Here is a 16,148-nt window from a genome sequence, read left to right on the forward strand (position 1 = left end):
GCAACTTCATTGATTTTAATGGCACTTTGCAATCTAGTAGGCACTCCAGCGTCTTCTAGAGCACTTTGTAATGCCAGACCATTAATGACCGTAGCCAACATTCCCATGTGATCACCTTGGACCCGATCCATTCCATTACTAGCACCTGCAACTCCTCTAAAGATATTTCCTCCACCTATAACCACAGCAACTTCAACACCTAGATCAGTTACTTCTTTAATTTCCTGAGCATATTCTGCTAGGCGTTTTGGATCGATACCGTACTGTCGCTCACCCATTAAGGCTTCTCCAGATAATTTTAATAAGATGCGGTTGTATTTCATAAGATAATTGTGTGTTTTGCAAATATAAATGAATTAGAAATCCCATTAAATTTTTTATTTTGTTATCGCAGGAAGTTGTTTAAAGAAACCCGACGTTTCTACTGGAATTGATTCCGTTCGAAAAACAGTCGTTTTCGTGTTTCTAGATCCTTGTAAGGTTTCTGTATTTATTTTAAAGTTGATGGTCGCAGTTGCTCTAATGGGACGGTACACTGAAAATGGTCAACCCAGAATCTCCGTAAACTTTTGTTTTCAAGACCTTGTTTTTTCAAATTTGTCAACGACCAGTTGCTGTTTTATCCTTTTATGTTGTGAGCTTCATTCTGTTCCAAATGTTTCCTAGATCTCTTTACTATTCTCCAAGAATGATTGAATCATAATTTTTATCCAAAATTTGTTTGGAGTTTGCCCTTTATTAAGTGGTGTTATGTTGACTTTGTTTTCATTTTGGAAAGGTATCTTTGCATACTAACACCTATATATATGTTCCAGATTGGAAAAACCATTGTTTCTGATGATCTTCTTGAAAAAGACTTTGTATGCAATCTTACTGCCTGTAAAGGGGTTTGTTGTGTCGCTGGAGAAGCTGGCGCACCGCTAGAGCAAAAAGAACTCGATATACTGGATCGCGAGTTTGAAAATATAAAACCCTTTTTACGTCCAGAAGGTATCGCTGCAATCGAAAAACAAGGTACCTGGGTAGAACGTGAAAACGGCGATCTAGAGACACCTCTTGTAAACGATGCAGAATGTGCCTATACCACTTTCAAGGAAGATGGAACAGCACTTTGCGGTATAGAATCTGCTTATCGAGATGGTAAGACTGCTTTCTACAAACCTATTTCTTGTCATTTGTATCCAGCGCGTATTCAAGAATACACAGATTTTAAGGCGGTAAACTACCACAAATGGCAAATTTGTGATGACGCGTGTGCATTAGGGGAAGAATTAGGTGTTCCCGTGTATAAGTTTTTAAAGGAGCCCTTGATCAGAAAATTCGGTCAAGAATGGTATAAGGAACTCGAGGAAATTGCCAAGGACTTTTAATGGGACCTCCTATTACATCCTTTACGCTACTTCCAAACAATTTAAAAAATCCTTTGCTCATTCGTTTTTTTTATTTTAATATATTGCTAACCTAAAGCACTATAATTAGTAATCATAAAACATTACGTGTCAGTTTTATCGCGAGTTTTTTACTGTCAGATGTTTTGGATATGGATCTTTGTCCCCTGGGACTAAAAGAACGTATGCGGCAGCCGGAGAGGATTGTTGTAACAGCTCGATTGATAATGAATATAGCAGTCCTCTTTTATCTTGGGAACCTACAGGAAAAGAAGGGGTTTATAAGTTAACAGATGCTAGCGTACATCATCATGCTGCGAATCATCTTAACCTACATTTTTAAACTCAAAACAATAATCCTGTAAAAACTTATATGCCTATTGCTTATCGTTCTAGCCATTTCTTGCTCTGATGTGACAGAAAATAATCAGGTTACAAAAGAATCTAATATCTAATCTGCCACTATTATCGATACCAAGAGGGTAGATTTTAGGATTTTTGATCTTCTTGTAAACCAAAGGAACTATTCTTCTAATGAAGTTTTGATATTTATTAAGCTGTATCCTTTAATGACAATCATATAACACGGAATCACTCAAAGGCTATCGCTCTTCTACAATTAAATCAAAAAGGTTTTTTAAATAGTGCTGCTCCAAGTGACATAGATTATTTGATTATCCATCAGTCTAAACAAACCTATAACACCAGTACGATAGATATAAATTGTTTTTTAAAGCATAAAATAACAACCCCTCATTGAATTTAAATTCTATTCTGAATGAGTTTGCAACTAAAAATTCTTGGGAAATTAATTCCCTAAGAAAAAACATTCCAGAAGATAAGTCTGCAAGATTGATACGTGCGACTCAATTTTTTAATAGGACATTAGCAGGAATTTAAATTAACTTACTATTATTTTCCATAGCACTATTACGTCAAAAAGTCATTTAGAAATAGTTGCTGTTTTTAAATGACCTTTTTCACGTTTTGATGTATATTTTTTGATCCATCCATCGTGAATTTGGTGTGAAAAATTGGTATGAAAATGCAAAATATGCGTTTATAAAAATATTTTTGTGGTATTCCGCTTTCGCAAAAGCGTGGATAACTTCTAAAAAAAATAATGTAACTCTCTGTAGGAAAATATATCAAACACAAGCTGAGTAGTGATGGAAACTATGACTTCAAAACTCTAAGCCTATAAATAATACAAAAAAATCATTAAAACATCAACAACTTGTTTGCTAAGATATTAGAAATGATTTTGGCATTTTGTTAAGAATTTTCTTATGTTGAAAACTTGTGAAAAAGCCAAATGATAAATCCCCAAAATAGCATCAAACATTTGCCATCTTTGTTAACCAGAGTTTTAAAAACTAATAAATATAAAATAAACAACGCATGCAAACTACACAAGAACCTATATTACAGGACAACCCAAACCGATTTGTCATTTTCCCCATTCAACATGCTGATTTATGGGAATGGTATAAGAAACAGCAGGCATGCATCTGGACCGCTGAAGAAATAGACTTACAAGTAGATATAACAGATTGGGAACAATCTCTTAATTCGGACGAGCGTTATTTTATCAAACACATTCTTGCTTTTTTTGCTGCGAGTGACGGTATTGTAAATGAAAACCTTGCTGAGAACTTTGTAAATGAAGTTCAATACTCTGAAGCTAAGTTTTTCTATGGTTTTCAAATCATGATGGAAAATATACATTCAGAAACTTATTCTTTATTGATTGATACCTATGTAAAGGATGATAAAGAGAAAGATCAGCTTTTTAAAGCTATTGAAACTTTTCCTGCTATCAAATTAAAAGCTGATTGGGCAATGAAATGGATCGATAGTCCTTCTTTTGCTGAGCGACTTATTGCCTTTGCAGCAGTAGAAGGAATTTTCTTTTCTGGAGCATTTTGCTCTATCTATTGGTTAAAGAAACGTGGATTGATGCCAGGTCTTACATTTTCTAATGAATTGATTTCTCGTGACGAGGGAATGCATTGTGACTTTGCAGTGCACCTTCACAACCATCACTTAGTCAATAAAGTTCCCAAGGAACGTATTACAGAAATTATCGTAGACGCCTTAAATATTGAGCGTGTGTTCATTACAGAATCCTTACCTGCCAGTTTGATAGGTATGAACGCAAAATTAATGACACAATATCTTGAGTTTGTAACAGACCGTTTATTAGATGAATTAGAATGTGAAAAAGTTTACAATGTGACCAACCCATTTGATTTTATGGACCTTATCGGTATGGAAGGTAAAACCAACTTCTTTGAGAAAAGAGTGGCTGAATATCAAAAAGCAGGTGTAATGAATAGTACTAAAGAAGATAAGAGTACTATGGATTCTTTTGCCTTAGACGCTGACTTCTAAAAGGCAACCATTTAATTGCAACAGCATTATACGCTGTTTTTATAGAGTATTGAAAATATTTCAAGATGTTTTCACAAGTGTTTACCCAATTAGTTGAGATAGGGATGAAAATCCCTTTCTCTAAACCCAAAAACCCAGTTCAATATGTTTGTATTAAAAAGAGACGGCCACAAGGAGCCAGTAATGTTCGATAAGATCACAGCGAGAGTGCGTAAATTATGTTATGGTTTAAGTAATCATGTGGATCCTGTAAAAGTTGCTATGCGCGTTATTGACGGTCTTTATGATGGCGTGACTACAAGCGAATTGGATAATCTTGCTGCAGAGACAGCTGCTACTATGACAACAGCGCACCCAGATTATGCACGTCTAGCCGCTCGTATTTCTGTTTCTAATTTACATAAAAATACCAAAAAGACTTTTACTGATGTAGTAACAGACCTGTATGAGTATGTAAATCCTCGAACAGAGAAAAAAGCACCAATGATTTCTGATGAGGTGTATAAAGTAATACAAGATAATGCTGACCGCTTGAACTCGGCCATTATTTATAATCGTGATTTTGGGTACGATTACTTTGGGTTTAAAACATTAGAACGCAGCTATTTATTAAAAATTAACGGTCAGATTGCAGAGCGTCCACAGCATATGTTGATGCGTGTATCTGTGGGGATTCATATAGATGACCTTGATGCAGCGATCGAGACGTATGAGTTGATGTCTAAAAAATTCTTCACTCATGCCACGCCTACTTTATTTAATGCAGGTACCCCTAAACCCCAGATGTCTTCTTGTTTTTTGTTAACCATGCAAGACGACAGTATTGAAGGTATTTATGACACATTGAAACAAACCGCTAAGATTTCTCAAAGCGCTGGTGGAATAGGACTATCTATTCACAACATACGCGCAAGGGGTTCTTACATAGGTGGCACTAATGGTACTTCTAATGGTATCGTTCCAATGTTAAAAGTGTATAATGACACCGCACGTTATGTAGATCAAGGAGGTGGAAAACGCAAAGGCTCTTTTGCTATTTATATGGAACCATGGCATGCAGATATTTTTGATTTCTTAGACCTAAAGAAAAACACTGGAAAGGAGGAAATGCGTGCACGCGATTTATTTTATGCGATGTGGATGTCAGATCTTTTTATGAAAAGAGTAGAGACAAACAGCACATGGACCTTAATGTGTCCTCATGAATGCCCTAATCTGTACAATGTTTATGGAGATGAATTTGAAGCACTTTACACCAAGTATGAAGAAGCAGGTAAAGGACGCAAGACTATTCAAGCACGTGAACTTTGGGACAAGATTTTAGAATCACAGATTGAAACCGGTACCCCTTATATGTTGTATAAAGATGCCGCGAACCATAAATCCAACCAAAAAAACCTAGGTACCATTAGATCTTCTAACTTATGTACGGAGATCATTGAGTATACCTCTCCAGACGAAGTTGCCGTTTGTAACCTTGCCTCCATCGCACTACCCATGTTTGTGAAAGATGACGCTTTTGATCACAAAGCTTTGTATAAGGTAACCAAAAGAGTTACTCGCAACTTGAACAAAGTGATCGACCGCAACTATTACCCGGTTAAAGAAGCAGAGAACTCCAACATGCGTCACAGACCGATAGGGTTAGGAATCCAAGGTCTAGCAGATGCATTTATAATGCTCCGACTACCTTTTACATGCGATGAAGCAAAAAAATTGAACTCAGATATCTTTGAGACACTTTATTTTGCAGCTTGTGAAGCTTCTATGGAACTGGCTCAAGAAGAAGGTCCTTATTCTACATTTTCTGGTTCTCCTATGTCTCAAGGAGAGTTCCAGTACAACATGTGGAATGTAAACGATAGTGATTTAAGCGGTCGGTGGAATTGGGCCGATCTAAGAAAGCAAGTCATGGAGCACGGTGTGAGAAATTCTTTACTTGTAGCACCAATGCCTACAGCAAGTACTTCTCAAATTTTAGGTAACAATGAGGCCTTTGAACCTTATACATCTAACATTTATACCAGAAGAACACTCTCCGGAGAATTTATCGTGGTAAACAAACACTTATTAAAAGACCTTGTTGATCTAGGACTTTGGGATGATAACCTAAAGAATGCAATCATGAGGAACAACGGTTCTATTCAAGCCATAGAGGGAATTCCAGAAAACATCAAAGAACTGTACAAAACAGTTTGGGAATTGAAAATGAAAGATATCATAGACATGTCTCGTGCAAGGGGTTACTTTATCGACCAGTCTCAATCATTGAACTTGTTTATGGAAAACGTGACCACTTCTAAGTTGACCTCGATGCACTTTTATGGATGGAAAAGCGGTTTAAAAACAGGAATGTATTATTTGAGAACTAAAGCAGCTGTAGACGCAATTAAATTTACGGTGACTAAAGAAAAGAAAGCAGCACCCGTACCAATTACGCCTGCTCCTGTAGAGCTTCCAGTAATGAATACAACAGCACCTGAACAAGCTGCAAATATGCTTAGAACACAACAAAAGGCGCAACCGACTGTTTCCGTGCAGCCAGAAGATCAAAAGCTGGGACAAACACAATCGCTGTTTGTCGATGATAGTGCTGCTTCCTCAGCAAAAGTGATGAATCAAACCACACCGATTGTAAATACCAACGTGATTATAGAACATGAAGAAATGAGTACAGAAGAGTATAAAATAATTCTTCAGCGTGCCAAAGAAGCAGCTAGCAATGGTGATGACTGTGAAATGTGCGGTTCATAACGATCGTTTTTTAATCAAAGCTAAAAAGCTCTGTCGTAAGGCAGGGCTTTTTTTATACTCTGTAAATCTGATGCAGTTTAGGTAGATTTTATCGAAATGTAAAAGGAAGAAAATAAGACCTAAACATATGAAAATGTGAAACTTCGATAAAGATCTACAACAGCGATAAAACACCTGCTTAGAAATATTAAAGGTTCTATCCTTTAACGACATTTTTGAAGAATAAAGAAGATGGAGGCCTATTATAGGTTTTATAAAAGTGAAAAGTCATTCTACTTTCTAAGACCCCTTTAAAATGAATTTATCAACACATCCATTATTTTAAGTCTCGGTTCTTTTAAAAGTTAATTCGGTTCACAAATTACCTCGTCTTATACCTGCATCCTTAAAACTATACCAAACTATACTTAAACCTATCACAAACAATCTTTTACAACTTTCTCCTAGGGGTATATTGAAAAATATATAAACCTTCACAACTAATAGTTATGACTTACAATGAAGAAGTATCTAAAAAATTAAATGATTTACTAACTAGAAATTACGATGCAGCTGCTGGCTACGGATTAGCTTCAGAAAAAGTAAGAAGCCGTGAATTAAAACATTTCTTTACACTTCAAGAACAAGAGCGCTATAAGTTTGGGCACGAATTAAAAAAAGAAATCTCATATTACGGTGAAACACCAGATGATGGAACCAGCTGGCAAGGAGATACACATCACGCCTGGATGAACATCAAATCAACACTTCTATCAAATAATGAAGAAGTAATTTTAGAGGAAGTAGTTCGTGGAGAGAGAACAGCAGTAAAAGAATACAATTCTATTATAATGGAAACCACTTTACCGCCGTCGACAAAAAACATGATAGCCGCTCATAGAAATAACATATTAAATGCCCTTACTAGAGTATATACGGAGATAGAAATAGCATCATAAAGAATCTACAAGAATTCTTTTAAGCCTGATCATGTTTTGATCAGGCTTTTTTTTTGTTAGAAACTTTCTTTGAACTGCAGCTATTATTCATAAAAACATTTTTAAAAAGGAGCTCAATAACCTATATTTAAAGTCCTAAAATAAATTTAGAACTATAATTTTATACTTCTATTAATCAGTAATTTATAACTGATTATAAGTTCCTTTTAGACTCTTATAATTTTGCTTTTAACGCCTCATAATTTACGCTTATGTATCTCATTTTTGACACAGAAACTACTGGATTACCAAAACGCTGGGATGCACCCTATACAGATACAGATAACTGGCCTAGAGTCATTCAAATAGCCTGGCAACTGCACGATGAAATGGGTCATCTTATAGAGGCGCAAGACTTTTTAGTGCAACCAGATGGTTTTGATATTCCGTATGATGCAGAGCGCATCCATGGAATCTCTACTGCGCTGGCTCAAAAAGAAGGTATTCCTCTTGTAGAAATGTTGGAGAAATTCAACATAGCATTGAGCAAAACAAAATTTGTCGTTGGTCAAAATTTGAAATTTGATCTGAATGTTACTGGTTCCGAGTTTGTACGAGCTCAAATAAGTAACGATTTACAGGAATTACCCGTTCTGGACACCTGTACAGAACACACTGCAAATCTTTGTAAAATTCCTGGAGGTCGTTACGGTAAATTTAAATTACCCACTCTTACCGAACTACACCAGTTTTTATTTAACCAATCTTTTGGAGAAGCACATAATGCAACCGCAGATGTAGAGGCAACAACTCGTTGTTTTTTAGAACTGCTTAGGAAAGGCCAATACGCTTCAGAGAAATTAGGTTTTGAAGAGGGATATATGGCACGCTTTCGCGAAAGCAACCCTACAACCATTCCACCGGTAGGGATAAAACATATCAACCTTAAAAAAGCATCAGAAAGACTTCATACTGATGATAGCCCAGAAATTTCTAAGGAAGAAATCAAAGAAAATCTAAATGAATTAAGTGATGCAAAATTTGCACATCTTCACAGCCACAGCCAGTTTTCTATCCTACAATCTACGGCAAGTGTAAAAGACTTAGTTGAAGCCGCAGCAGCAAACAATATGCAGACAGTTACCATGACTGACCATGCAAACATGATGGGTGCGTTCCATTTTGTCAGAGCCGTAAAGGCCTATAATGCAAGTCTTGCTGATGGGATAGAAGGAGAAAAAAAAGAACCCATTAAACCGATTATAGGTTGTGAATTTCAGGTATGCGAAGACATGCACGATCGCACACACAAAGACAACGGTTACCAGATTGTAATTCTTGCCAAAAATAAAAACGGCTACCACAATCTAGCAAAAATGGCAAGTAAGGCCTACACAGATGGGTTTTATTATATGCCTAGAGTGGACAAAAATCTAGTTGAAGAATACAAAGAAGACCTGATCGTACTCACTGGAAATACGTACGGCGAAGTACCTTCTAAAATCTTGAACTTAGGGGAAAACCAAGCAGAAGAGGCTTTGTTGTGGTGGAAAAAACACTTCGGCGATGATCTTTATATAGAAGTGATGCGTCATGGTCAAGAAGATGAAAATCGTGCTAATGAAGTATTGATCAATTTTGCTCGTAAACATGCTATTAAAATAGTGGCTACTAACAATACCTACTACATCCATAAAGAAGATGCAAATGCACATGATATTTTATTGTGCGTAAAAGATAACGAAAAACAAGCAACACCCATAGGTCGTGGACGCGGGTACCGCTTCGGTTTGCCTAATCAGGAATACTATTACAAGTCCACACAGGAGATGAAAGAACTCTTTAAAGACTTACCAGAAGCAATTTTAAATGTCCAAGAAGTAGTTGACAAGGTAGAAACTTATGAACTCGCTCGCGATGTACTGCTTCCAGCCTTTGACATTCCCGACCAATTTGTAGATAACAATGATGCCACCGCTAAAACCAAAAATGGAGAAAATGCTTACTTGAAACACCTTACCTATGAAGGTGCAAAAATGCGTTATGGAGAAGATTTTGGAGATGACATTAAAGAACGTCTGGATTTTGAATTGAGTGTCATTCAGAAAACTGGATATCCAGGTTATTTCTTGATCGTTTGGGATTTTATAAAAGCAGCCAGAGCAATGGATGTTGCCGTAGGACCTGGGCGTGGATCTGCTGCTGGAAGTGCTGTAGCGTATTGCTTGAGAATTACAAATGTAGATCCTATTCACTACGACTTACTATTTGAGCGTTTCCTAAACCCAGATCGTGTATCGATGCCAGATATTGATATTGATTTTGATGATGAGAATCGGTACAAAGTAATGGATTATGTAATTAATAAATATGGCTCTTCCCAAGTAGCACAAATTATTACCTATGGTACCATGGCGGCAAAGTCCTCTATAAGAGATACAGCAAGAGCACTGGATTTACCCTTGCAAGATGCCGATAGAGTTGCAAAATTGATTCCCGATTTTGCCAAGTTAAAGAAGATTTTTGCATTAGAGGACAATGAAATAAGTGGTAATTTCCGTGGAGAGGATGCTGATATGGTTCGTGAACTGAGGAGTCTCGCTGCCGGAAATGACCTTACCGCAGAGACACTTAAACAAGCTAGAATTCTAGAAGGCTGTGTTAGAAACACCGGTGTCCACGCTTGTGGGGTAATTATAACGCCAGATGACCTTACTAATTTTGTTCCTGTAGCAACAGCAAAAAATTCTGACCTTTATGTAACACAGTTTGATAACGAAGTAGTAGAAAGTGCTGGGTTATTAAAAATGGATTTCTTAGGATTAAAAACCTTAAGTCAGATCAAGGATACCGTTGCAATTATTAAAGAACGTCATGGAATAGAGGTGGACATAGAGTCCATTCCATTAGATGATGAAAAGACCTATGAGTTGTTCCAGCGCGGAGAAACAACCGCTATATTCCAATATGAAAGCGTGGGAATGCAGAAGTACATGAGAGAACTCAAACCTACGCAGTTTGCTGATCTTATAGCCATGAACGCATTGTACCGTCCAGGACCTTTAGAATATATTCCAGAATTTATTGATCGCAAACACGGCCGTAAAAACATCATCTATGACCTAGATGCCATGGAAGAATTCCTAAAGGAAACCTATGGAATTACCGTGTATCAAGAACAAGTAATGCTGCTGTCTCAAAAACTAGCCAATTTCTCAAAAGGAGATGCTGATGTACTCAGAAAAGCGATGGGTAAAAAGCAAATTGCAACACTTCAAAAGATGAAACCGCAGTTTCTGGATGCAGGAGAAGCAAATGGACATGATCGCTCCATTTTAGAGAAAGTCTGGAAAGACTGGGAAGCATTTGCATCCTATGCCTTTAACAAATCGCACTCCACTTGTTATGCATGGATTGCTTATCAGACGGCTTACTTAAAGGCAAACTATGGTGCTGAATTTATGGCAGCCACATTGTCTAATAATATGAACCAAATCAAAGATGTAACAAAATTCATGGACGAGTGCCGTCGCATGGGACTGGATGTATTAGGTCCAGACGTAAATGAGTCTAATTATAAATTCACGGTGAATCCTAAAGGAGCCATACGTTTTGGAATGGGCGCTGTAAAAGGGCTGGGTCATGGAGCCGTAATGACTATTATAGATAATAGAAAAGAAGGTGATTACAAAAGTATCTTCGATATGGCAAAACGTGTAGACTTACGAGCTGCCAGTAAAAAATCATTTGAAGCGCTGGCGCTCAGCGGTGGCTTTGATAGATTGGGTGGAGAAAATAGAGCGCAGTTTTTCCATCAATTTGATAACGGTCAGATTTTCTTAGAACAAGTAGTAAAGTATGCTCAAAAGTTTCAGGAAAATGAAAACAGTGCACAAGTGAGTCTTTTTGGAGAAGCAAGTGATGTTCAAATTCCAGAACCACAGTTGCCTATTTGTGAAGATTGGGGAACCATGGAAAAACTCAAAAGGGAAAAAGAAGTTGTAGGAATATACCTTTCTGGACATCCTCTAGATGATTATAAAAAGGAGATAAAGTTCTTTTGTAATGCAAATCTCGCTGCTATGAAGGAACTAGAACCACTAGTCAATAGAGAGCTTAGCTTCTGTGGTGTTATTACGGAAGCGCGACACATGATGAGCAAGGCAAATAAGCCTTGGGGAATTTTTACTATGGAAGATTATGATGAAACCCTAGAATTCAGAATGTTTGGTGAGGATTATTTAAAATTTAGGCATTTCTTAGTTCCCAATAGCTTCTTACATGCCAAAGTGAAAATACAACAAGGCTGGATCGATAAGAACACAGGAAGACCTCGTGATCCACGTATTTTATTCACTCAAATGGCACAATTACAAGATGTGATGGCAAGTGCTGCTAAAAAGTTAACTATTGAATTACATGTGAGTGAGGTTTTAGAAGAACGTATTGAAGTTTTAAAGGAGGCTCTGGATCAACATCAAGGAGATCATCGTTTATATTTTAACATCAAAGATCATGAAGAAAAGATCTCCATAGACATGTCTGCTAGATTACAAAAAGTGAATGTGAGTGGAGAGCTGCTGGCATTGCTCGATGAGCACGAAATCACTTATGGTGTAGGTTAAAGTTGCAAAGATTGCTTTTTTTATAAAATATACAATTTTTGAAATAAATTGAAATCGCAATTCTGACTAAATCGCATGTCAAAAAATCTGTTCATCGCACATTTCGCTTTGAAAACTTCCATTTCTCTTATTCAAAAAATTATATTTGTTCCATTAATAATCCATCATGCAGTTTAACATCACAAAAGACTTTATAGAAGAGGTCCAATCACTGATTGAAGCCAGTAACAGCAAACAGCTAGAACATATTCTGGAAGAGCTTCACTTTGCAGATATTGCAGAAATTATTGAGGAGCTCAATCTCGGGCAAGCTGTTTTTATTGTAAAACTTCTTGATTCAGAAAAGACTTCTGAAGCCTTAATGGAGCTGGATGAAGACCAACGGGATCGCATATTAAATGAACTTTCTCCAAAGGAAATCGCTGAAGAGCTGGAAGAAATGGATACGGATGATGCTGCCGATATCTTAAACGATCTTCCTGATAATATTGCTCAAAAGGTAATTAACGAAATAGAAGATGAACAACATGCAGAAGATATTGTCGACCTATTGCGTTTTGAAGAAAATAGCGCGGGTGGACTTATGGCAAAAGAACTCGTTCGTGTCAATGAAAACTGGACCGTAACAGGATGTGTAAGCGAGATGCGAGCACAAGCCAAAAACGTAACCCGTGTCCATTCTATATACGTAGTCGATAATAACAATAAACTCAAAGGAAGACTTTCCTTAAAAGACCTTCTTACTAATAAAGAATCCACGCCTATAAAAGACGTCTACATTCCTAAAGTAGATTTTGTCACTGTAAACACACCTGGTGAAGAAGTCTCGCGCATTATGCGTAAATACGATCTTGAAGCCATTCCAGTTGTTGATGAACTAGAACGACTTGTAGGACGTATTACCATCGATGATATTGTAGATTTCATTACAGAAGAAGCAGAGAAAGATTACCAACTAGCGAGTGGTATTTCGCAAGATGTAGAAGCAAATGATAGCATCTGGGAGCTTACTCGAGCGCGTTTGCCTTGGCTGGTATTGGGCCTTCTAGGCGGTGTAGGAGCCGCTGCTATTATGGGTAACTTTGAGGAGACCTTTGAAAAACACGCCGTATTATTTTTCTTTACACCATTAATCGCTGCGATGGCAGGAAATGTAGGAGTACAATCCAGTGCTATCATTGTACAAGGTATTGCAAATGACGATCTAAGAGGAAGTATCGGTAATCGTTTGATTAAAGAGGTGTTACTGGCCATGTTAAATGGAATTATTCTAGCCCTTCTTTTATTTGCCTATACCTTTGCTGTTGACGGCGATATCCTTACCTCGCTTGCCATTTCTACATCGCTGTTTGCGGTGATTATAGTGGCTGGTCTGGTAGGTACTTTTGTCCCTTTAGCATTACATAAACGAGGTATCGATCCAGCACTGGCGACCGGCCCATTTATAACTACTAGCAATGATATTTTTGGAATATTAATTTATTTTTTAATCGCAAAAGCTATTATTGGCATCTAGATAGATGATTTTACTTTCACTTTTTCTTTACTTAAGAAAATGGAAGTTTATCTTGAACTAGCTCAAGGCGAAAGCGGAAACTGTACAAATACATAAACACTTTTCTAACTTTTGATTTATTAAAAGCTCTCTTCCAATGCGTATCTTCACTCTATGAAAACGGCCACGGTTAAAGAAGTAAAGGAAGAACTCAAATTCAGATCTGATGAGGACTTGATGAAGATAGTCCTGCGACTTTCTAGATTTAAAAAAGAAAATAAAGAACTCCTCACGTACCTGCTATTCGAATCTACAGACGAAGATGAGTACGTAGCAAACGTGAAAACGCTGCTAGATAATATGTTTCTAGGATTAAATACCGCAAACAATTACCGCTTGCAAAAAGGAGTTCGCAAAGTACTGCGTGAAGCAAAAAAATACGTGCGCTATTCTGGAAGTAAGGAAACAGAAGTTTCTGTATTGATTCATTTCTGTCGCTTAATGAGAGAAACACATTCTCAGGTATTACACAGTAAAACCATGCGTGACTTAATGGATAGACAGCTCATTCTTATAAAAACCCGCATCTCAACTTTACATGAAGACTTGCAATATGATTTTGAACAAGAACTAAATATGGTAGAGTTCTAATGAAAAAAATGACAATAAGGAGCCTCAGAACTTGATTTTTATATCAACCTAAGAATTTTATAGTTGTAAAAGAACCTATAGCTTTAAAACACCCCAGTTTTGAAACGTTTGTAACACAAAGATATGTATCAGTACTTATGAAAATACTTCACCTCGACAGCAATCATGCTATTCTTACAGAAAAACTAAAACAAGCTGGTTTTGAAAATTATTTTGATTTCACCTCCTCTAAGGAAGACATCATGCCACTAATTAAGAACTATGAAGGCCTTATCGTGCGCAGTAGATTCCCAATAGACAAAGAGTTTTTGAAGATGGCCACTTCCTTAAAATTTATAGGACGTGTAGGGGCTGGCCTTGAAAACATAGATGTAGCATTTGCTAAGGCACAAGGAATATCTTGTTACAATGCACCCGAGGGCAATAGAAATGCAGTTGGAGAGCATGCATTAGGAATGTTACTTTCTATTTTCAATCATCTCAATAGAGCTGATAAGGAAGTGCGATCTGGTTTATGGCGCCGAGAAGAAAACCGCGGAATAGAACTCGAAGGGAAAACTGTGGGACTTATAGGTTATGGTCACATGGGTAAAGCATTTGCAAAAAAACTATCTGGATTTGATTGCAAAGTAATTTGTTATGACATTACAGAAGGTGTAGAAGATCAATATTGTGAGCAGGTAAGTCTACAGGAATTACAATTACAATCAGATGTTTTAAGCCTTCACATCCCTCAAACTGAACTTACTATTAAAATGATTGATGCTGAATTCATTGCGGCATTTGAAAAGCCTTTTTACCTCATCAACACCGCGAGAGGAAAGTCTGTTGTCACAGAGGATCTCGTAGCTGCAATTAAATCAAATAAAATTTTAGGAGCTGGACTTGATGTTTTAGAGTATGAGAAAGGCTCTTTTGAATCCCTATTTCGCCCGGAGCTACCTCAAGATAAACTTCTATCTAAAAAAACAGCAAGCGTGATCCCTAAAGCATTTAAAGAACTGTTAGAAATGGATCAAGTCTTGTTGAGTCCGCATGTGGCTGGATGGACCTTAGCATCAGCATATAAGCTTGCGGCAGTCATCGCAGATAAAATCATCACTAACCAAAAAACACAATAAAAAACGAACCCGAATAGAGGACGTTTTAGTTGAATGAAAGATACTGTTGTAACAAAAACTTCATGTGAAAACATTATAGCCGCATCTCCTAGCAGCAAAAGAGCCTTTATAAAACGGACACCAACTATTTTGATCTAAGCAAACAAGAATTCCTAATTAATTACCGCATCGCTAATTCAAGAGGTTTACGCAAAGAACTGATAACAAATGAAATAAAACAATCAGTACCGTAGAAATGTTGATTATAGGAAATTTAGCTGGATGTAGAGATTGCAATAGTCGCGAAGTAAAGCTTTGGAAACCTAGTAAGGAGTACCTATTTGAAAAATTACATACATTTACAGCAACTAATCTAACATGTTAACCAATGAGTACCGAAGAAAACGAGAGCGAAAAGAGCAACTTTGACAGTGCTAAAGAAAAAGCAAAAGAAACATTTAACGATACTGCTCATAACGCAAAGGAAAGTGCCAAAGACTTTCAACAATACTTTAATCAAACTGTCAATAACCGAGATAACAAAAAGGTTCTAGCAGGAGTTCTTGGAATATTTTTAGGCGGATTTGGGGTTCATAAGTTTATTCTAGGTTATAATCAAGAAGGTATCATACTAGCAGCGGTAACATTACTAGGAATTATTACCTCTTGTATTTTTGTAGGAGCACTATTTGTTTGGATTCCAGGAGTAATAGGGTTGATAGAAGGCATCATCTATCTCACCAAGTCAGACGAAGAATTCTATCACACATACCAAGTTAATAAAAAATCTTGGTTTTAGATTACTCATTATCAAATATTTAATG

At 37.0% G+C, this 16,148-nt stretch carries 9 protein-coding genes and 1 pseudogene; 9 read left to right on the forward strand and 1 reads right to left on the reverse strand.

All coding sequences use genetic code 11. The annotated features are described in order from the left end of the window. Positions 1-323, reverse strand: a pseudogene (gene pyrH / locus ACJAT0_RS04580) (UMP kinase); the annotation flags it as partial. Between the two features lie 483 nt (positions 324-806). Between pyrH and ACJAT0_RS04585 the strand changes: the two are divergent. The 9 genes from ACJAT0_RS04585 to ACJAT0_RS04625 all read left to right on the forward strand — a co-directional run bounded on the left by ACJAT0_RS04585 (position 807) and on the right by ACJAT0_RS04625 (position 16,123). Then, a complete protein-coding gene (locus tag ACJAT0_RS04585) occupies positions 807-1,370 on the forward strand; it encodes a DUF3109 family protein (RefSeq protein ID WP_415180707.1) in 564 nt (187 codons plus the stop codon). A 1,419-nt stretch (positions 1,371-2,789) separates the two neighbouring features. Then, on the forward strand, positions 2,790-3,782 hold the full coding sequence (locus ACJAT0_RS04590) for a ribonucleotide-diphosphate reductase subunit beta (protein ID WP_374003444.1): 993 nt from the start codon (positions 2,790-2,792) through the stop codon (positions 3,780-3,782). A gap of 144 nt (positions 3,783-3,926) precedes the next feature. Continuing rightward, a complete protein-coding gene (locus tag ACJAT0_RS04595; protein ID WP_415180708.1) occupies positions 3,927-6,536 on the forward strand; it encodes a ribonucleoside-diphosphate reductase subunit alpha in 2,610 nt (869 codons plus the stop codon). Positions 6,537-7,024: 488 nt separating this feature from the next. Next, positions 7,025-7,474, forward strand: coding sequence for a ferritin-like domain-containing protein (locus ACJAT0_RS04600; RefSeq protein WP_415180709.1), 450 nt, complete (start codon positions 7,025-7,027; stop codon positions 7,472-7,474). 251 nt (positions 7,475-7,725) lie between these two features. After that, positions 7,726-12,078: a DNA polymerase III subunit alpha gene (gene dnaE / locus ACJAT0_RS04605; protein ID WP_415180710.1), complete on the forward strand. Its 4,353-nt coding sequence runs from the start codon at positions 7,726-7,728 to the stop codon at positions 12,076-12,078. A gap of 166 nt (positions 12,079-12,244) precedes the next feature. Continuing rightward, complete coding sequence (mgtE, locus tag ACJAT0_RS04610) at positions 12,245-13,594, forward strand: magnesium transporter (RefSeq protein ID WP_374003440.1); 1,350 nt, start codon at positions 12,245-12,247, stop codon at positions 13,592-13,594. Between the two features lie 153 nt (positions 13,595-13,747). Continuing rightward, positions 13,748-14,224: a hypothetical protein gene (locus ACJAT0_RS04615; protein ID WP_374003439.1), complete on the forward strand. Its 477-nt coding sequence runs from the start codon at positions 13,748-13,750 to the stop codon at positions 14,222-14,224. 137 nt (positions 14,225-14,361) lie between these two features. Beyond that, a complete protein-coding gene (locus tag ACJAT0_RS04620; protein ID WP_415180711.1) occupies positions 14,362-15,345 on the forward strand; it encodes a 2-hydroxyacid dehydrogenase in 984 nt (327 codons plus the stop codon). A gap of 367 nt (positions 15,346-15,712) precedes the next feature. Continuing rightward, positions 15,713-16,123 carry a TM2 domain-containing protein gene (locus ACJAT0_RS04625; RefSeq protein ID WP_374003437.1) on the forward strand — a complete coding sequence of 137 codons (411 nt, stop codon included), beginning with the start codon at positions 15,713-15,715 and terminating at the stop codon, positions 16,121-16,123. Positions 16,124-16,148 lie beyond the last annotated feature (25 nt).

This window comes from Nonlabens sp. (assembly GCF_047636915.1).
Taxonomy (GTDB): domain Bacteria; phylum Bacteroidota; class Bacteroidia; order Flavobacteriales; family Flavobacteriaceae; genus Nonlabens.

What these genes read in the sequence shown, in the direction of transcription:
- ACJAT0_RS04585 (WP_415180707.1), top strand. Translation starts at nt 807, where the DNA reads ATGTTCCAGATTGGAAAAACCATTGTTTCTGATGATCTTCTTGAAAAA.
- ACJAT0_RS04590 (WP_374003444.1), top strand. Translation starts at nt 2,790, where the DNA reads ATGCAAACTACACAAGAACCTATATTACAGGACAACCCAAACCGATTT.
- ACJAT0_RS04595 (WP_415180708.1), top strand. Translation starts at nt 3,927, where the DNA reads ATGTTTGTATTAAAAAGAGACGGCCACAAGGAGCCAGTAATGTTCGAT.
- ACJAT0_RS04600 (WP_415180709.1), top strand. Translation starts at nt 7,025, where the DNA reads ATGACTTACAATGAAGAAGTATCTAAAAAATTAAATGATTTACTAACT.
- dnaE (WP_415180710.1), top strand. Translation starts at nt 7,726, where the DNA reads ATGTATCTCATTTTTGACACAGAAACTACTGGATTACCAAAACGCTGG.
- mgtE (WP_374003440.1), top strand. Translation starts at nt 12,245, where the DNA reads ATGCAGTTTAACATCACAAAAGACTTTATAGAAGAGGTCCAATCACTG.
- ACJAT0_RS04615 (WP_374003439.1), top strand. Translation starts at nt 13,748, where the DNA reads ATGAAAACGGCCACGGTTAAAGAAGTAAAGGAAGAACTCAAATTCAGA.
- ACJAT0_RS04620 (WP_415180711.1), top strand. Translation starts at nt 14,362, where the DNA reads ATGAAAATACTTCACCTCGACAGCAATCATGCTATTCTTACAGAAAAA.
- ACJAT0_RS04625 (WP_374003437.1), top strand. Translation starts at nt 15,713, where the DNA reads ATGAGTACCGAAGAAAACGAGAGCGAAAAGAGCAACTTTGACAGTGCT.